Below are 18,838 nucleotides of genomic sequence, written 5' to 3'. Positions count from 1 at the left end.
GCTGGCGATATCCTGTCGATCTGGGGGCTGGGGTAGGGCGGACCGGCGCGGTGCGTGAACGCCGCGCGGTCCGCCGTGCGATGACGCGCCGGGCGTCAGAAGCGGTATTCCACCGTCGCCTGCACCGTGCGCGGCGCGCCGTAGAAGGCGGTCAGCGTGCCCTCGTTGCCGAGGGTCGGGAACAGGTAGCCGGCGGTCTTGTAGTGCTTGTCCGAGAGGTTCTTGCCGTGGATGCCGGCGCGGATCCTGCCGTCGGCGCGGGTCCAGACGACGCTGGCGTCGTACAGCTTGTACGATTCCTGGTCCAGCACCGACACCGTCTCGAACTGGTTGGTGGCGCCGCGGTAGGTGGCCGAGCCGATCAGCGCCAGGCGGCCGTTGTAGCCGCCCAGCGGCAGCGGCCATTCGTAGGTGGCGCGCAGGTTGCCCGAGTTGCGCGGGGTGTTCTGGAACACGCGCTGGCTCGCCACGTTGACGCCGGCGACGATGTATTCGTCGTACTTGGCGTCGATGTAGCTGTACATGCCGGCCAGGCTGAAGTTGCTGGTGACGTGGGCCACGGCCTCGAACTCGAAGCCCTTGATGGTGGCCTTGCCGGCGTTGGTGGTCAGGCCGGCGAAGCTGTCGTCGCGGCCGTCGCCGTTGGTGTCGATCGCCACCGAGCCCGGGATCTGCACGTCCTTGTAGTCGCTGTGGAAGATCGCGGTATTGGTGGTGATGCGGCCGCCGTTGAACGAGGACTTCAGGCCCAGCTCGGTGGTGGCGATGGTCTCGGGCTTGTAGCCGGCGCGCGCCTGGGCCTGCGAGATCCTGGTGCCGACCACGTTCAGGCGCGGGTCGAAGCCGCCGCCCTTGAAGCCCTTGGACCACGACGCGTACACGTTCTGGTCGGCGCTGGCCTTCCAGTTGAGGGCGATGCGCGGGGTGAATTTCTTGTCGGTGCGTTCCAGGTCGCGCAGGTCGGTGTCGGTGCGGAACAGGATCGCGCCCGGATTGCCCATCTCGGGCGAGCCGGCCGCGCCCAGGTAGATCTGGCGGTAGATGTCGGCCTTGCGTTCGTCCGAGGTGTAGCGGCCGCCCACCGAGAGCTGCCAGGCGTCGGTCAGGTTGTAGCTGCCGTCGGCGTACACGGCCCAGGCTTTCGTGTCGATGTCGCCGCTGGTGAAGGTGCTGGTGGCGACGGCACCGGCCAGGATGGTGTCGAACTTGTTGTAGGCGTTGGCGTCGATGTAGTAGACGCCGGCCACGCCCTGGATCTTCGGCCCGGTGTAGGTGAGGTTGAATTCCTGGCTGAACTGCTTGTTGGTGTACAGCGCGGGCACCTCCATGTCGACCACCGGCAGCGCGTCGAAGTCGATCGGCGCCCACGAGCGGTCGCGGCGCTGGGCGGTGATCGACTTGAAGGTCAGCGTCGGGTCGATGGTCCACTCGACCGTGGCCGAGACGCCGTGCTGGCGCACGTCCTGCTCGTGGCCGAGGGCCGTCATCATCTCGGCCTGGGTGTCGTAGACGTTGTCGAGGATCGGCGCGCCGCTGGTGCGGCCGACGATCAGGCGGTGGCCGTTCTTGGGATGCGAGTCGTCCTGGGTGATGTCGCCGGCCACGCGCACCCACAGGTCGGGCGTGGGCTGCCATTCGGCCGAGACGCGCGCGGCGCTCAGGTCCTTGTCGTAGTTGGGGGCGCCGTTGAACAGGTTGCGGCCGTAGCCGTCGTGCTTGAAGCGGGCCAGCGTGGCGCCGACGCGCAGCTGGTCGTTGACCGGGGTGCTGGCGGTGATGACGCCGTTGCGTTCCTTGTAGTTGCCCAGCGTGCCCTTGAGGCGCACGTCGGTCTGCGGGGCCAGCTTGCGGGTCACGTACTTGACGGCGCCGCCGATGGTGTTGCGGCCGTACAGCGTGCCTTGCGGCCCGCGCAATACCTCGATGCGCTCGACGTCGTAGATGTCGGCCACCGCGCCCTGCGGGCGGGCCAGGTAGATGTCGTCGAGGTAGATGCCGACGCCGGACTCGAAGCCGGCCAGCGGGTCGGCCTGGCCGACGCCGCGGATGAAGGCGGTCAGCGTGGTGTTGGTGGCGCGCGACGCCTTCAGCGTGGTGTTCGGCAGCGTGTTGGTGAGCGCCACCACGTCCGGGATGCCCTGCTTGGAGAGCTGGTCGGCGCTGAACGCCGTCACCGACACCGGCACGTCCTGCAGCGACTCCTGGCGCCGGCGCGCCGTCACGACGACGCGCTCGAGGTTGTCGTCGGCCGCCGTCGCCGTCGTGGCGGCCGGCGCGGCCGGCGCGCCGGCGACTTCCTGGGCGTGCACTGCGGGGGCGGCGCCGGACAGGGCGAGGAGGGCGACTGCGGAATGGTTCAGCAGCGCAAGTTTGTTCTTGCTAACGCGCATGGGTGTCTCCAGATATTGTTGTGGTGTTATGCGTTGGGGTGTTTTTTTCGCACGCATCGCAGTGTGCCTCGGATGAATTTGACTGAATAGACAACACCGCGCCCACACGGTGTGCAAAAATGCACATCAATACGCACCGCGACGGTGCCGGCGGCGGCGCTGCGGACGGGGTGACCTGACGGGGCGGCGCAGTGCCTGCGTGCGTCCGTGGTGCATCCGCGGTGCATGTGCCGCGGACCGGCGCGCGTCGTCCCGAAAACGTTGCAGCCGCACTGTGCACTAGTGCACAATATGTCATCTTGATATCGAACAACGGGATACCGGATGAACAGCCTGCCCGAATGGACCGACCTGCGTTTCTTCCTGGAGCTGGCGCGCGCCGGCACGCTGTCCGGCGCCTCGCGCCGCCTGGACGTCGAGCACACCACGGTGGCGCGCCGCATCGACCGCCTCGAGCAGCAGCTCGGCGCCACCCTGTTCGACCGCTCGCGCGAAGGCTACGAACTGACGGAAATGGGCCAGGCCCTGCTGCCCCATGCCGAGGCGATGGAAGGCGCGGCGCTGGCCGCCGCCGAGCAGCTGGGCGGCGCCGAGGTGGCCGCGCACGGGGTGGTGCGGCTGGGCGTGCCCGAAGTGTTCGGGGTGCGCGTGGTGGCGCCGCTGCTGGTCCGGCTGTTCGAGGACCACCCGGACCTGTCGATCGACCTGCTGGCGCTGCCCAGTTTCGCCAACCTGGCCAACCGCGAGGCCGACCTCGGCGTGATGCTGGACCCGCCGTCGACCGGGCGCTACATGGTCACGCGCCTGGCCTCGTTCCGCTTCTACCTGTACGCCTCCCCGACGTACCTGGCCAGGCATGCGCCGATCCGCAGCCAGGCCGACCTCGAGGGACACGACTTCGTCGACTACGTGCAGGACCGGCTGGCCAGCCGCGAGCTGTCCTACATGAAGGAACTCGGCTTCACGCCGCGGCGCCGCCTGTGCTGTTCCGGCATGACCGGCCAGATCGAGGCGGCGGCGCTGGGCATGGGCCTGATGATGGCGCCGCCGTACGCGGTGCCGGACGACGGCCGCCTGGTGCCGGTGCTGCCGGGCTTTTATGCCGAGCGCTCGTTCTGGCTGGCGGCGCCGACCGACCTGTACCGCCTGCGGCGCGTGAAGCTGGTGTGGAACCTGCTGCGCGAGCTGGCGGACAACAATCCGCGGCTGTGGTGGCACGCCGGCGAGGCGCCGTAGGGCGGACGGCTTCGCCGGTTACGCGACCCGGGATGGCGCGGCATCCGGCGGTCGCCGCCTACGCCGACTTGAACGGGCTGCGGTCGTTCAACTCGTCGATGTAGTCGTCGATCCCGCCCGCCTCGCGTTCGAGGAAGCGCTCGACCGCGTCGGCGAACGACGGGTGCCTGAGCCAGTGCGCCGACCACGTGCGCGTCGGCAGGAAGCCGCGCGCCATCTTGTGCTCGCCCTGGGCGCCGCCCTCGAAGGTCCGGATGCCCTGCTCGATGCAGAACTCGAGCGGCTGGTAGTAGGCGGTCTCGAAGTGCAGGCAGGGGACGTGTTCCAGCGCGCCCCAGTAGCGGCCGTACAGCGTCGTGGCGTCGTACACGACCAGCGCGGCCGCGATCGGCGCGCCGTCGCGCTCGGCCAGCACCAGCAGCAGGTTGTCCGGCATGGCGCGCCCGATGCGGCGGAAGAAGTCCAGGTTCAGGTAGGGGCTGGAATGGTGCTCGGCATAGGTGCGGCGGTAGCAGCGCGTGAAGAAGCGCCAGTCGTCGTCGGTCGCATCGCGACCGCGCACCCGGCGCAGCGCCACGCCGGCCTCGCGCACCTTGCGCCGCTCGGCGCGGATGTTCTTGCGTTTTTTCTGCTCCAGCGTGGCGAGGAAGTCCTCGAAGCTGGCGTAGCCGGGATTCTCCCAGTGGAACTGCACGCCGCTGCGCAGCAGGAAGCCGGCGCCGGCCAGCCGGCGCGCCTCGGCCTCGGGCGGGAACAGCACGTGGGTCGACGAGACCTCGCTGGCCTGCTGCACCGACAGCAGCACGTCCAGCAGCGCGGCGCGCGCCGCGTCGTCGCGGGCCAGCAGGCGCGCGCCGCTGACGGGCGTGAACGGGATCGCGCAGAGCAGCTTGGGGTAGTACGCCAGCCCGTTGCGCGCATAGGCGTCGGCCCAGGCCCAGTCGAACACGTATTCGCCGTAGGAGTGCCCCTTGACGTACAGGGGCAGGGCGGCGGCCAGCCGCTCGCCGCCGCCATCGTCCTCGTACAGGACGATGAATTGCGGCTGCCAGCCGGTCTCGGGCGCGGCGCTGCCGGAGGCGTGCAGCGCGTGCAGGAAGGCGTACGACAGGAAGGGGGTCGGATCGTCCTGCAGCGCGACCAGGCCGTCCCAGGCTTCCGGCCCGATATCGGACAAGGAAGAAGCGATATGCGTGCGATAATTCAAGATGACTTCCGTACAATGACTTGGTGAGCGGGGCGGTTCCGGACGGACATGCTGCGCTTGCCGGCGAAAGAGCCACGATGGATAAGCAATTCTTCAACCTCTATTCTCACGATTTCGCCCGCGTGGCCGTGGCCAGCCCGCGCTGCCGCGTGGCCGACCCGGCCTTCAACGCGCGCGAGACGATCCGCCTGGCGCGCCAGGCCGCCGACGCCGGCGCCGTGCTGGCCGCCTTCCCGGAACTGGGGCTGTCGGCCTACACCTGCGACGACCTGTTCCACCAGCGCGCCCTGCTCGACGCCGTCGTGGCCGCGCTGGGCGAGGTGGTCGAGGCGTCGCGCACGCTGCCGCTGGCGCTCGTCGTCGGCCTGCCGCTGCGCGTGAACCATGTGCTGTTCAACTGCGCCGTCGTGGTCGCGGGCGGACGCATCCTCGGCGCCGTGCCGAAGAGCTTCCTGCCCAATTATGGCGAATTTTACGAAATGCGGCAGTTCAACCCGTCCGAGAACACGGCCGCGACGGAAATCGACCTGCTGGGCCAGCGCGTCCCGTTCGGCCCGGACCAGCTGTTCGAGCTGGAAGACCAGCCGCTGCTGCGCTTCCACGTCGAGATCTGCGAGGACGTCTGGGTGCCGGTGCCGCCGTCCTCGTTCGCCGCGCTGGCCGGCGCCACCGTGCTGGTGAACCTGTCGGCCTCGAACGTCGTGGTGGGCAAGAGCGGCTACCGCCACCAGCTCGTCGGCCAGCAGTCGGCGCGCTGCCTGGCGGCCTACCTGTACACGTCGGCCGGCCTGGGCGAGTCGACCACCGACATGGCCTGGGACGGCCAGTCGCTGATCTACGAGAAGGGCGACCTGCTGGCGCAGTCGGAACGCTTCCGCGACGATTCCCACATCATCTACGGCGACGTCGACCTGGAGCGCCTGTCCACCGAGCGCATGCACGCGACCACGTTCGCGCAGTCGGTGCGCCGCCATGCCGACGAGGTGGCGCGGTTCCGGGTCCAGCGCTGCGCCGTGCCGCTGCCCTTGGCGCGCGACCTGCCGCTCGCGCGCACCGTCGAGCGCTTCCCCTACGTGCCCGCCGACGGCCGCCGCCGCGACGAGCGCTGCACCGAGGTCTACAACATCCAGGTGCAGGCGCTGCTGCAGCGCCTGCAGGCGTCGGGCCACCAGAAGGTCGTGATCGGTATCTCGGGCGGCCTCGATTCCACGCACGCGCTGCTGGTCTGCGCCAAGGCGATGGACCGCCTGGGCCTGCCGCGCACGAACATCCTGGCCTACACGATGCCCGGCTTCGCCACCAGCGAGCGCACGCTGGAACAGGCGCGCCAGCTGATGCGGGTGGTCGGCTGCACGGCCCACGAGATCGACATCCGCCCGAGCTGCATCCAGATGCTCAAGGACCTCGGCCACCCGTACGCCGACGGGCAGGAACAGTACGACGTCACGTTCGAGAACGTGCAGGCGGGCGAGCGCACCAGCCACCTGTTCCGCCTGGCCAACCACCACCATGCCATCGTGATCGGCACCGGGGATCTCTCGGAACTGGCGCTCGGCTGGTGCACCTATGGCGTGGGCGACCACATGTCGCACTACAACGTCAACGCCAGCGTGCCCAAGACGCTGATCTCGCACCTGGTGCGCTGGGTCGCGGACACGAAGCAGCTGGGCGACGACGGCGGGTCGAGCGTCCTGATCGCGGTGCTGGAAACCGAGATCAGCCCGGAACTGGTGCCGGGCAAGACCGGCACCGGCAAGGAGGAGGGCAAGCCGGCCCAGGTGACCGAGCATTTCATCGGTCCCTACGAGCTGCAGGACTTCAACCTGTATTACACGCTGCGCTACGGCTTCGCGCCGCCGAAGATCGCCTTCCTGGCGTATTCGGCCTGGCGCGACCGCGCCGTGGGGCCCTGGCCGGAAGGCGGCAGCCCGGCGCGCAACGAATACGACCTGGCCACGATCAAGAAGCACCTGGGCACCTTCCTGTGGCGCTTCTTCAAGACCAGCCAGTTCAAGCGCTCCTGCGTGCCGAACGGCCCGAAGGTCGGCAACGGCGGCTCGCTGTCGCCGCGCGGCGACTGGCGCGCGCCGAGCGATTCGGAAGCCGTGGTCTGGATGGACGCGCTGGCCCGGATCCCCGACTGAACACGACAACAACCTGAAGGAGAAACGACATGAAACAGATTACCTGCGTGATCAAGCCGTTCAAGCTGGACGAAGTGCGCGAGGCGCTCGCCGAAGTCAACGTGACCGGCCTGACGGTCACCGAAGTCAAGGGCTTCGGCCGCCAGAAGGGCCATACGGAGCTGTACCGCGGCGCCGAGTACGTGGTCGACTTCCTGCCCAAGGTGAAGATCGAGGTGGTGGTCGACGACGGCATGGCCGAGCAGGTGGTGGACGCCATCATCAAGGCGGCGCGCACCGGCAAGATCGGCGACGGCAAGATCTTCGTGCAGGACGTGGAGCAGGTGATCCGCATCCGCACCGGGGAGACGGGACCGGACGCGGTCTGAGCGTACCCCTGCGTCGTCCCGGCGCAGGCCGGGACCCAATTCTTGCCGGCGCAGTCGATGTGCGTGCAACTCGGGCCCCGGCCTGCGCCGGGGCGACGAGGGCATTTCCGGGGCGCCGTCAGCGCCCCATCCGCAAGTCGAACTTCCACGCCAGCAGGCGCGACACCGTGATGAACAGCGCGCTCGACCACAGCGCGAAATCGTGCGGGGCGCCGTAGATCCCCAGCAGCAGGAAGATCCAGTTGCCGACGAACGCGCAGATCGCGTACGGCTTGCCGTCCCTGAACACCATCGGCACCTCGTTGCAGACGATGTCGCGCAGCACGCCGCCGAAGATGCCGGTGATGACGCCCATCATCGAGGCGATGAACAGGGGCATGTGCGCATCCAGCGCCGACGACACGCCGGCCACCGAGAACAGCCCCAGGCCGACGGCGTCGGCGATCACGATCAGGCGCTCCGACACCACGTGGCGCAGCGTGCGGATCAGGGGCGCGGCCACCAGGGCCAGCACGAAGATCAGGATCGCGTACTCCTGGTGGATCACCCAGAACAGCGGCCGCTTGTCGAGCAGGATGTCGCGCAGCGTGCCGCCGCCGAAGGCCGCGATGAAGGCGACGGTGAACACGCCCACCAGGTCCATGCGCTTGCGCCGCGCTTCGATGAATCCCGAGAACGCGCCCACCAGGATCGCCATGACTTCGATGAAGGTGATGAGATGCATGCGGCTGCCGGTTGTCGCGATGCCATAAGCCTAACATGGCGGACCCGGCAGCGTAAGGGGGCCTGGGGGCGCCCCGGCCGAACGGTCAGGATTGCGGCGGCAGCGCCGGCTGGGCGTCCGCCAGCGGCAGGTGCACGGCGAACACCACGCGTCCGCATTCCTGGTCCGGATCGGGCACGTGGCGGTAGGCGATCTCGCCGCTGTGTTCGCGCACGATCTGCTGCGCGATGTACAGGCCCAGGCCCATGCCGGTGCGGTTGCGCGGGTTGTTCATCGAACTGCGCTTGAACGGGTTGAACAGCGCGGCCTCGGTGTCGGGCGGGATCGGCGCGCCGGCGTTCGCGATTTCCAGCACCGCCTGGTCCGGGGCCAGCATCACGCGGATCAGGATCGGCTGGTTGGGCTGGCCGTGGTGGCGCGCGTTCGACAGCAGGTTCGAGACCACCTGGCCCAGGCGGCCGCCGTCGCCCATCACGAAGGCCGGGCCGATCGTGTGCAGGTCGTACACGATGGTGGGGTAGGCCAGGCGCGCTTCCTCGACCATGTCCTCGGTCAGCGCGGCCAGGTCGACGCGCTCGGCGCCGACGCCCAGGTGCAGGCCGCGCTCGATGCGGCTCATGTCGAGCACCTGGCCGATCATGCGCTGCATGCGGTTGCTGGACGACTGGATGCGCCGGCCCAGCGTGCCCTTGTTGTCGGTGCCGGACGTCTTTTCCAGCACCATGCCCGCCATGTTGATCGAATGGAGCGGATCGCGCAGGTCGTGGCCCAGCATCGCCAGCAGCTGGGCGCGCATGGTCTCGGTCTGGGCGCGGCGCGCGTTCGACACGCGCGCCAGTTCGCCCAGCAGCATGCGGGCATGGGTCAGGATGCCGTCTTCCCACGGATGGCTGCAGCCGCGCACGGTCTCGTGCCAGGCCTCGAAGGAGCCGCGCGGGGTCAGGCGCTCGCCCAGCGGGCCGACCCGCTCGAGCTTGTCGGGCTTGCCGCCCCAGGCCACGTGCTCGATCTGCTCGGTGCGCAGCAGCAGGCACCAGCCGCTGCTGGGCATGTCGAACGGCAGGCCGAGCATGCCGGCCCACTTGCCCAGCGAGGGCTGGACGTCCTGCGGCCAGGCGCGCACGCAATCGTATTCCAGCAGGTCGCTGGCGGCCTGCGGCAGCGCCGCCACGATGGCTTCGCCCGTCGCCTGGTCGACGCCGCGGCACACCACGCGCCCGAACTGGGTCACGATCAGGCCCTGGGCATTGGTCGAGTCGAGCAGGGCGTCGCCGTGCTCGACCAGCGCTTCGAGCGGATCCTCTTCCAGCAGCAGCGATTCGACCAGGCTGGTGCGCATCTTGGCGGCGCGTTCGACCAGGCGCGCCTCGTTGCGCGACTCGATGCTCTGCACGGTCGAGGCCAGCACCTGGGCCAGCACGTCGGCCGCCAGGCGCACCGAGTAGGGCACCCGCTTGGGCGTCATGTGGTGGCAGGCGATCAGGCCCCACAGGCGGCCGTTGATGACGATGGACACGCTCATCGAGGCGGCCACGCCCATGTTCTGCAGGTATTCGACGTGGATCGGCGAGACGCTGCGCAGCACGGCGAAGCTCATGTCGAGCGGCGCGGCGTCCGGTGCGCCCAGCAGCGGCACGGCGTCGTAGGTCATGTCGACGATCATGCGCAGCGTGTTGATCGTGTACAGGCGGCGCGCCTGCGCCGGGATGTCGCCGGCCGGGTAGCGCTGGCCGCGGTAGGGCACCAGGTCCTCGCGCACCGCTTCCGCTACCACGTCGCCGCTGTCGTCGCTGCGGAAGCGGTAGGCCATCACGCGGTCGAAGCCGGTGAATTCGCGCACCTGGCGCACGGCGGCGTCGAGCAGCGCCTCGATGCCTTTCTGGCGGCGCAGGCGGTCGATGGAATTGTGGGCCTTGATGGCGAACAGGGCGACCTCGTCGGTGCTGACGTCGCGTGCCTCGAACTCGACCAGCACGCGGCCCAGGTGGGCATGCACGACGCAATCGTATTCGGCGCCGAGCAGGTCGATCGCGCCGAACATGGCCGGCGCCTCGCCGCCTTCGATGGCGTCGATGCATTCGGTCACCAGGTCGTTGACGCCGTCGGGCAGGCCGAGTTCGGCGAAGGGCACGCCCAGCTGCGGCGGGCGTTCGAGGATGCGCGCGATGTTGGCGCTCCAGCCCTGGGTGCGGCCGTCGGCGCCCAGGAACACGAGCGCGCCATGCGGCTGCACGGCGCCCGGAATGTGGATCGGTTCATCCGCGCAATTGTCGAGGTCAACCTGTGGCGGCTTCGCCATTTGCACTGGCATGCTGGACTTCACTCGATCGTTCCCCTATTTGACACGTGTCCCTGGCACCATGATGTTCGCATCTTACCGCTTTCGTCAAATCATGGGAAATATTTTGTCAACTATGCATGAATTGCTGTGTTGATTTGGTACAGCCCTTCTCACGCCAGCGATGAAATGATGAATTCAATCCTCCAGCGCGGGACGCAGGAGAACGATCAGCGCGCCATGCCCGCCATCGGTCCGGCCGGCCACGCAAAACGCGATCACGTCCGCCGTCTGCACCAGCCAGCTGTGCAGCATGCCGCGCAGCACCGGCTCGCCGCCCGCCGAGCCATGGCCGACGCCGTGGATGATGCGCACGCAGCGCACGCCGCGCTTGCTCGACTTGCGCAGGTAGGCGTCGACGTGGCGGCGCGCATCGTCGCGCTTGAGGCCGTGCAGGTCGAGTTCGTCCTCGACCGGCCAGTAGCGCTTGCGCAGGCGCTTGACGACGTCCGGGCCCACGCCCGGCGCCGACCAGCTCAGCGTCGGCTCCTCGTCGAGCAGGCCGTCGACGTCGAACTGGTCGGACAGCATCGATTCGCGCAGCACCGCCGCGGTTTCCTCCGCGGCCGTGCGCGGCCGCGCCGGCGCGGCCTTCGCCGCGCGCAGTTCGGCTTCCTGCGCCGGACGCCAGACGTAGCGGTCCGACTCCTTCATCTTGACGACGTCCTTGACGGCGCCGCGGAACTCGACCGCGTGCTCGCGCGCGATGCGCTCGCGCTGCTCGCGCTCGGCCTTCTCGATGGCGCGCAGCCGTTCCTCTTCCTTGAGCCGGTCGCGCAAGGACTTCAGATCCGAAAACTCTTTCATCGCCATCGCGGTCGTCGATTCGGTAGGGTGCGCACCCCGTGCGCACCGGATGCCGGGATTACTCCAGCGCCTCGAGATAGCGCTGCGCATCCAGCGCCGCCATGCAGCCCGAGCCCGAGGACGTGATCGCCTGGCGATACACGTGGTCCTGCACGTCGCCGGCCGCGAACACGCCCGCCACGCTGGTGGCCGTGGCCATGCCTTCGGTGCCGCTGCGGGTCTTGATGTAGCCGTTGTGCATTTCCAGCTGGCCCTCGAAGATGCCGGTGTTCGGCTTGTGGCCGATCGCCACGAACAGGCCGTGCACCTTGATCTCCTTGACGTCGTCGCCTTCGGTCGCCTTCAGGCGCAGGCCGGTCACGCCGCTCTGGTCGCCGACGACCTCGTCCAGCGTGCGGTTCAGCTCCAGCACGATCTTGCCTTCGGCGACCTTGCCCATCAGGCGGTCGACCAGGATCGGCTCGGCGCGGAACTTGTCGCGGCGGTGGATCAGCGTCACCTTGGTGGCGATGTTGGACAGGTACAGCGCTTCCTCGACCGCGGTATTGCCGCCGCCGATGACCGCCACTTCCTGGTTGCGGTAGAAGAAGCCGTCGCAGGTCGCGCAGGCCGACACGCCACGGCCCATGAACTCCTGCTCGGTCGGCAGGCCCAGGTACTGGGCCGAGGCGCCGGTGGCGATGATCAGGGCGTCGCAGGTGAATTCGTGCGAATCGCCCACCAGGCGGATCGGCTTTTCGTTCAGGTAGGTGGTGTGGATGTGGTCGAACACGATCTCGGTATTGAAACGCTCGGCGTGCTGCAGCAGGCGCTGCATCAGCTCCGGACCCTGGACGCCCAGCGGGTCGCCCGGCCAGTTCTCGACGTCGGTCGTGGTCATCAGCTGGCCGCCCTGTTCGACGCCGGTCACCAGCATCGGCTGGAGATTGGCGCGCGCGGCGTAGACGGCGGCGCTGTAGCCGGCGGGGCCCGAGCCGAGGATCAGGACTTTGGCGTGTTTGCGAGTAGTCATGTATGCACTTCTTCTATGGAATGATGCCCGGAAAGTGGGGCCGGGCAGCACGGGAATCAAGGGGAGACGAACGGAGGATTATAGTCGATGATGCAGCCAAGCATGAATCGTGGGCCGCCCCGGCCGTATATCGCTTAGAATGGGCATCTTTGGGGGATCCCACCCCGGCAGTACGTGTTTCAATCCGCAATGAGCAAGAATAGTTCAACGACCGGTTCGACCTATACCCACAAGCCGCGTCCGCCGCGCCAGCCGATGCCGAACCGGCTCGTGCGCCTGTTGTCGGAGGCGCGCTGGCTGGTCACGGCCGTCGCATTGTTGTATTTCGTCCTCATCCTGCTCAGCTATAACAAGGCCGATCCGGGCTGGTCGCACGAGAACGCCGTGGCGCACGTCGCCAACCTGGGCGGCCGCGCCGGCGCCTGGCTGGCCGACCTGCTGCTGTTCATCTTCGGCTTTTCCGCCTGGTGGCTGTGCGTGTGCTTCTCGCGCGCCGTCTGGAAGGGGTACCGGCGCCTGCACAGCCGCTTCATGAAGGGCGAGGAGCCCGTCCAGGAACCGGAGCACGAGGGAGAGATCGTGATCCGCTGGATCGGCTTCGCCCTGATGCTGGCCGGTAGCGTCGGCCTCGAATTCCTGCGCATGTGGTCGCTGAAGGTCGAGTTGCCGCGCTCGGCCGGCGGGGTGCTGGGCCAGCTGATCGGCCATTCGGCCCACACCGCCTTCGGCTTCACCGGCGCCACCCTGTTGCTGCTGCTGCTGTTCGGCCTGGGCTTTTCCTGGTACTTCCAGGTGTCCTGGCTGGCCGTGGCCGAGCGCATCGGCGAATCGGTCGAGACGACCGCCGGCTGGTTCCGCCTGCGCTACGAGGACCGCGAGGACCGCCGCCAGGGCGAGGCTGCCGCGCACCAGCGCGACGAGGTGGTCGTGCACGAGCGCGCCAAGTACGTGGAAAAGCACGGCACGGCCCCGATCCTCAAGCACGAGCCGCGCATGGCCGGGGACGAGGACGGCGGCGACGCCTTCGCGGAACCGCAACCCGCCCGGGCCGGTTTCCTGGCCAAGGTGAAGGCCAGGGTCAAGGGCAAGGCCGAGCCGAAGGACGAGGCGCCGCGCCTGGAGCCGGCGTCCGGCGCCGACGCGCCGGCGTTCGCGTCGGCCCCGGTGCCGGACGAGGACGACGACCTGCCGGCCGGCGTCGCCACGATGGCGCAGACGGCACCCGCGGCCAGGCCGCCGGCGTCCGCGGCCGCCACGGCGCCGCCCGCGATCAAGATCGAACCGCAGATGGTCAGCGTGCCGCGCTCCGAGCGCGCCGAGAAGGAGCGCCAGTCGCACCTGTTCGAGGTGCACGGCGATTCCACGCTGCCGCCGCTGGGGCTGCTGGACGACGCGCCGCCGGTCCAGGAGTCGGTGGCCATCGACACGCTCGAATTCACCAGCCGCCTGATCGAGAAGAAGCTGTCCGACTTCGGCGTCGAAGCCAAGGTCGTGGCCGCGTACCCGGGCCCGGTGGTCACCCGCTACGAGATCGAGCCGGCGACGGGCGTGAAGGGCAGCCAGATCGTCAACCTGGCGCGCGACCTGGCCCGTTCGCTGTCGCTGACGTCGATCCGGGTGGTCGAGACCATCCCGGGCAAGAACTACATGGCGCTGGAGCTGCCCAACCCGAAGCGCCAGATCGTGCGCCTGACCGAGATCGTCGGCTCGAAGGTGTATGCCGACAGCGCGTCGAGCCTGACGGTCGCGCTGGGCAAGGACATCGCCGGCAAGCCGGTGGTGGCCGACCTGGCCAAGATGCCGCACCTGCTGGTCGCGGGCACCACCGGTTCCGGTAAATCGGTGGGCATCAACGCCACCATCCTGTCGCTGCTGTACAAGGCCGACCCGGCCGACGTGCGCCTGATCCTGATCGACCCGAAGATGCTGGAGATGTCGGTGTACGAGGGCATCCCGCACCTGCTGGCGCCGGTGGTCACCGACATGCGCCAGGCCGGCCACGCGCTGAACTGGGCGGTGAACGAGATGGAGCGCCGCTACAAGCTGATGTCGAAGCTGGGCGTGCGCAACCTGGCCGGCTACAACGGCAAGATCGCGGAGGCGGCCAAGCGCGAGGAGCACATCCCGAATCCCTTCTCGATCGTGCCGGACAACCCCGAGCCGCTGGAAAAGCTGCCGACGATCGTCATCATCATCGACGAGCTGGCCGACCTGATGATGGTGGTCGGCAAGAAGGTCGAGGAACTGATCGCCCGCATCGCGCAGAAGGCGCGCGCGGCCGGCATCCACCTGATCCTGGCGACGCAGCGCCCGTCCGTGGACGTGATCACGGGCCTGATCAAGGCCAACATCCCGACCCGCATCGCGTTCCAGGTGTCGAGCAAGATCGACTCGCGCACCATCCTCGACCAGATGGGCGCGGAAACCCTGCTGGGCATGGGCGACATGCTGTACATGCCGCCGGGCACCGGCCTGCCGGTGCGCGTGCACGGCGCGTTCGTGTCGGACGACGAAGTGCATCGGGTTGTAAAACACCTGCAGGAAACCGGCGAGCCGAATTATATTGAGGGCATCCTCGAAGGCGGCGTGGCCGAGGAGGGCGGCGCCGACGGCGCGGCCGCGGCGGGCGAGGGCGGCGGCGAGTCCGACGCCATGTACGACCAGGCGGTGCAGGTCGTGCTCAAGAACCGCAAGGCCTCGATCTCGCTGGTGCAGCGCCACCTGCGCATCGGCTACAACCGCGCGGCGCGCCTGATCGAGCAGATGGAACAGAGTGGCCTGGTGTCGCCGATGCAGTCGAACGGCAACCGCGACATCCTCGTGCCGACCGCGAGCGCCGAGTGACGCCCGCACGGCAGGCGATACGCGCCGGTGGATCCGTCGCGCACGCGAACGGCGCCGTGTGTTGAACGCGTGGACGGCAAAGCCGTCCACCCTACAAGGAAATGATCGATGAAGATGAAGTTTGCATTCGCCACCCTGATCGCCGCATCCACCCTGGCCCTGTGCGGCAGCGCGTCCGCCGCCGCCCTCGACCAGTTCAAGGCCTTCGTCGCCGGCACCAAGTCCGCCCGCGGCGAATTCACCCAGACGCAGATCCGCAAGTCCAACACGGCCAAGGCCACCGCGATCTCGAGCGGCACCTTCGTGTTCGCTCGTCCGGGCAAGTTCATCTGGACCTACCAGAAACCGTTCGAGCAGCTGCTCCAGGCCGACGGCGAGACGATGTACATCTACGACAAGGACCTGAACCAGGTCACCTCGCGCAAGCTGGGCAATGCGCTGGGCAGCTCGCCGGCCGCGATCCTGTTCGGCTCCAACGACCTGGAAAAGAACTTCACGCTGTCCGAGGCGGGCGCGCGCGACGGCCTCGAATGGCTGAACGCCACGCCGAAGGCGAAGGACACGACCTTCGAGCAGATCGCCATCGGCCTGAAGGACGGCGTGCCGCAGGCGATGGAGCTGAAGGACAACTTCGGCCAGACCACGGTGCTGAAGTTCACCAGCTTCCAGCGCAATCCGTCGCTGGGCGCGCAGCAGTTCAGGTTCGAGGTGCCCAAGGGCGCCGAGGTCGTCGCGCAGTAAGCCACGCGGCGGCGCGCGCTCATCGGCTACACTTGCGCTTTCGACGCAAGGGCGCCATATGAGCCAGATGAAGAACGACACGATCCCCCGCGATCACGGAGCCGCCCGTGGATGACCTGTTCAAGACCGAACCCGCCGCCCCGCTGGCCGAGGCGCTGCGCCCGAAGACCATCGGCGAGGTGATCGGCCAGAGCCACCTGCTGGGCGAGGGCAAGCCGCTGAACCTGGTCTTCAAGTCCGGGCGGCCCCATTCGATGATCCTGTGGGGCCCGCCGGGCGTGGGCAAGACCACGCTGGCGCGCCTGACGGCGAACGCCTTCGACTGCGAGTTCATCGCGCTGTCCGCCGTGCTGTCCGGCGTGAAGGACATCCGCGCCGCCATCGAGCAGGCCGAGCACTACCTGGCCGGCGGCAAGCACACGATCCTGTTCATCGACGAGATCCACCGCTTCAACAAGTCGCAGCAGGACGCCCTGCTGCCCTTCGTCGAGTCGGGCCTCGTCACGCTGATCGGCGCGACCACCGAGAACCCGTCGTTCGAGGTCAATTCGGCGCTGCTGTCGCGTTCCCAGGTCTACGTGCTCAAGGCGCTGGACGACGACGAGATGCGCCAGCTGCTCGAGCGCGCGCGCGGGCGCGTGCTGCAGCACCTGCAGTTCGACGAGGTCGCGGTGCAGACGCTGGTCGGCTATGCCGACGGCGACGCGCGCCGCTTCCTCAACCTGCTGGAACAGACCAAGACCTCGGCCGATACCGCGGGCGTGACGCGCATCACCGGCGAATTCGTCGAGAACGCGCTGACGCTGAACGCGCGCCGCTTCGACAAGGGCGGCGACAATTTCTACGACCAGATCTCGGCCCTGCACAAGTCGGTGCGCGGCTCGCATCCGGACGCCGCGCTGTACTGGTTCTGCCGCATGCTCGACGGCGGCGCCGATCCGAAGTACCTGGGCCGGCGCATCGTGCGCATGGCCTGGGAAGACATCGGCCTGGCCGACCCGCGCGCGCTGACGGTGGCGAACGACGCCGTCGCGACCTACGAGCGTCTCGGTTCGCCGGAAGGCGAGCTGGCGCTGGGCCAGGCCGTCATCTACCTGGCCATCGCGGCCAAGAGCAATGCGGGCTACAACGCCTTCAACGCGGCCATGGCCTTCGTGCGCAAGGACAAGTCGCGCGAGGTGCCGGTCCACCTGCGCAATGCGCCGACCAAGCTGATGAAGGAACTGGGCTACGGCCACGCCTACCGCTATGCGCACGACGAGCCGAACGCGTATGCGGCCGGCGAGACCTACCTGCCGGACGGGATGCCGGAGCCGCGCTGGTACCAGCCGGTGCCGCGCGGCGTGGAAAGCAAGATCGCCGAGAAGCTGGCATGGCTGCGCAGCCTGGATGCGGAGGCGGGCGAAGGCGGCGCCGGGGAGTGAAGCGACGGGCGGGGCGAATGCCCGAAAACCGCTGTCGGCTTGGTACAATTGCGCTTTCGATATCCATAACATGGCACTGGCCCGACAATGATAGACATCCAACTCCTCCGCAAGGACATCGACACCGTCGCAGCGCGCCTCGCCGGCCGCAAGTACCAGCTCGACGTGGCCGGTTTCAACGCCCTCGAAGCCGAGCGCAAGCAGATCCAGACCCGCACCGAGGAGCTGCAGGGCAAGCGCAATTCGCTGTCCAAGCAGATCGGCATGCTCAAGGGCAAGGGTGAAGACACGAGCGCCGTGATGGCGGAAGTGGCCGGCATCGGCGACGAGCTCAAGGCCAACGAGGCCGCGCTGGCGGCCGTCCAGGACAAGATGGCCGCGTTCATGCAGGTGATCCCGAACCTGCCGCACGAGTCGGTTCCCGTCGGCACCGACGAGTCGGGCAACGTCGAGGTGCGCAAGGTCGGCACGCCGCGCCAGTTCGACTTCGAGGTCAAGGACCACGTTGACGTCGGCGCCCCGCTGGGCCTGGACTTCGACACGGCCACCAAGCTGACCGGTTCGCGCTTCTCCGTCATGAAGGGGCCCATCGCCCGCCTGCACCGCGCGCTGGCCCAGTACATGCTGGACACCCACACCGACCAGCACGGCTACACGGAGTGCTACACCCCGTACATGGTCAATGCCGATTCGCTGTACGGCACCGGCCAGCTGCCGAAGTTCGGCGAAGACCTGTTCGCCGTCAAGAAGGGCGGCATCGAAGGCGAGGGCGAGAACTTCTACCTGATCCCGACGTCGGAAGTGACGCTGACCAACACGGTGCGCGACGAGATCGTGCCGCTGGACAGCCTGCCGATCAAGATCACGGCCCACACCCCGTGCTTCCGCTCGGAAGCGGGCAGCTACGGCCGCGACACCCGCGGGATGATCCGCCAGCACCAGTTCGACAAGGTCGAGCTCGTGCAGATCGTGCAGCCGGACCAGTCGTATGCCGCGCTGGACGAGATGGTCGGCCAGGCCGAGACGATCCTCAAGAACCTGGGCCTGCCATACCGCGTGATGGCGCTGTGCACGGGCGACATGGGGTTCGGCGCCGCCAAGACCTTCGACCTGGAAGTGTGGCTGCCGGCGCAGAACACTTACCGCGAGATCTCGTCGCTGTCGAACATGGAAGCCTTCCAGGCCCGCCGCATGCAGGCGCGCTTCCGCAACGCCCAGGGCAAGCCGGAACTGCTGCACACGCTGAACGGCTCGGGCCTGGCCGTGGGTCGCACCCTGGTCGCCGTGCTGGAGAACTACCAGCAGCTTGATGGCAGCGTGATCGTGCCGGACGTGCTGCGTCCGTACATGGGCGGGCTGGAGCGCCTGGTCCCGGCTGTTTGAAACAGAAAAGGAAGAGTATCGATTTGATATAAATCAGCTCTTCCGTTTTTCCGCGAGGCCGTCTATAATTCGGCCTCGCACGAAACGACCAGCGACACGGAGAGGTGGCAGAGTGGTCGAATGTACCTGACTCGAAATCAGGCGTACGGGTGACCGTACCGTGGGTTCGAATCCCACCCTCTCCGCCAAGTAATAAAAACAGGCTCCCATCGGGAGCCTT

Annotated in this window: 13 protein-coding genes and 1 tRNA gene; 8 read left to right on the top strand and 6 right to left on the bottom strand. The window is 68.0% G+C overall.

The genetic code is table 11. From position 1 onward, the window contains the following. Positions 1–95: 95 nt before the first annotated feature. The gene (locus QZ749_RS02905) at positions 96–2,390 is read right to left on the bottom strand and encodes a TonB-dependent receptor (RefSeq protein ID WP_296943071.1); all 2,295 of its coding nucleotides are present in this window, start codon (positions 2,388–2,390) and stop codon (positions 96–98) included. 324 nt (positions 2,391–2,714) lie between these two features. On the opposite strand from QZ749_RS02905, the gene QZ749_RS02900 reads away from it, so the two are divergent. Then, positions 2,715–3,626 carry a LysR family transcriptional regulator gene (locus tag QZ749_RS02900; protein ID WP_296943069.1) on the top strand — a complete coding sequence of 304 codons (912 nt, stop codon included), beginning with the start codon at positions 2,715–2,717 and terminating at the stop codon, positions 3,624–3,626. Between the two features lie 58 nt (positions 3,627–3,684). Here the strand turns inward: QZ749_RS02900 and QZ749_RS02895 are convergent, their stop codons facing one another. Next, the gene (locus tag QZ749_RS02895; protein ID WP_296943067.1) at positions 3,685–4,833 is read right to left on the bottom strand and encodes a GNAT family N-acetyltransferase; all 1,149 of its coding nucleotides are present in this window, start codon (positions 4,831–4,833) and stop codon (positions 3,685–3,687) included. Positions 4,834–4,910: 77 nt separating this feature from the next. On the opposite strand from QZ749_RS02895, the gene QZ749_RS02890 reads away from it, so the two are divergent. Together QZ749_RS02890 and QZ749_RS02885 are read left to right on the top strand one after the other, a co-directional pair. Further along, on the top strand, positions 4,911–6,977 hold the full coding sequence (locus QZ749_RS02890) for an NAD(+) synthase (protein WP_296943065.1): 2,067 nt from the start codon (positions 4,911–4,913) through the stop codon (positions 6,975–6,977). Positions 6,978–7,006: 29 nt separating this feature from the next. After that, positions 7,007–7,345 (top strand): P-II family nitrogen regulator, encoded by a 339-nt coding sequence (locus tag QZ749_RS02885; RefSeq protein WP_296943063.1) that lies wholly within the window; start codon positions 7,007–7,009, stop codon positions 7,343–7,345. Positions 7,346–7,463: 118 nt separating this feature from the next. On the opposite strand, the gene QZ749_RS02880 is transcribed toward QZ749_RS02885, so the two are convergent. From QZ749_RS02880 to trxB, 4 genes are all read right to left on the bottom strand, one after another. Further along, positions 7,464–8,069 (bottom strand): trimeric intracellular cation channel family protein, encoded by a 606-nt coding sequence (locus QZ749_RS02880; RefSeq protein ID WP_296943061.1) that lies wholly within the window; start codon positions 8,067–8,069, stop codon positions 7,464–7,466. 85 nt (positions 8,070–8,154) lie between these two features. After that, positions 8,155–10,368: an ATP-binding protein gene (locus tag QZ749_RS02875; protein ID WP_296943059.1), complete on the bottom strand. Its 2,214-nt coding sequence runs from the start codon at positions 10,366–10,368 to the stop codon at positions 8,155–8,157. A gap of 177 nt (positions 10,369–10,545) precedes the next feature. Then, a complete protein-coding gene (locus tag QZ749_RS02870) occupies positions 10,546–11,214 on the bottom strand; it encodes a Smr/MutS family protein (protein ID WP_307726646.1) in 669 nt (222 codons plus the stop codon). A 58-nt stretch (positions 11,215–11,272) separates the two neighbouring features. Then, on the bottom strand, positions 11,273–12,226 hold the full coding sequence (gene trxB / locus QZ749_RS02865) for a thioredoxin-disulfide reductase (RefSeq protein WP_296943055.1): 954 nt from the start codon (positions 12,224–12,226) through the stop codon (positions 11,273–11,275). A 189-nt stretch (positions 12,227–12,415) separates the two neighbouring features. Between trxB and QZ749_RS02860 the strand changes: the two genes are divergently transcribed. The 5 genes from QZ749_RS02860 to QZ749_RS02840 all read left to right on the top strand — a co-directional run bounded on the left by QZ749_RS02860 (position 12,416) and on the right by QZ749_RS02840 (position 18,806). After that, positions 12,416–15,070: a DNA translocase FtsK gene (locus QZ749_RS02860; protein WP_296943053.1), complete on the top strand. Its 2,655-nt coding sequence runs from the start codon at positions 12,416–12,418 to the stop codon at positions 15,068–15,070. Between the two features lie 108 nt (positions 15,071–15,178). Beyond that, complete coding sequence (gene lolA / locus QZ749_RS02855; protein ID WP_373896771.1) at positions 15,179–15,811, top strand: outer membrane lipoprotein chaperone LolA; 633 nt, start codon at positions 15,179–15,181, stop codon at positions 15,809–15,811. 107 nt (positions 15,812–15,918) lie between these two features. Next, the gene (locus tag QZ749_RS02850) at positions 15,919–17,235 is read left to right on the top strand and encodes a replication-associated recombination protein A (protein ID WP_296943051.1); all 1,317 of its coding nucleotides are present in this window, start codon (positions 15,919–15,921) and stop codon (positions 17,233–17,235) included. 87 nt (positions 17,236–17,322) lie between these two features. Beyond that, positions 17,323–18,618: a serine--tRNA ligase gene (serS, locus tag QZ749_RS02845; protein WP_296943049.1), complete on the top strand. Its 1,296-nt coding sequence runs from the start codon at positions 17,323–17,325 to the stop codon at positions 18,616–18,618. 98 nt (positions 18,619–18,716) lie between these two features. Continuing rightward, a tRNA-Ser gene (locus QZ749_RS02840) sits at positions 18,717–18,806 on the top strand. Positions 18,807–18,838: the final 32 nt, after the last annotated feature.

Origin of the sequence: uncultured Massilia sp., from assembly GCF_913773735.1 — a bacterium.
Taxonomy (GTDB): domain Bacteria; phylum Pseudomonadota; class Gammaproteobacteria; order Burkholderiales; family Burkholderiaceae_D; genus Telluria.
This window is presented reverse-complemented; position numbering and strand designations above follow the sequence as displayed.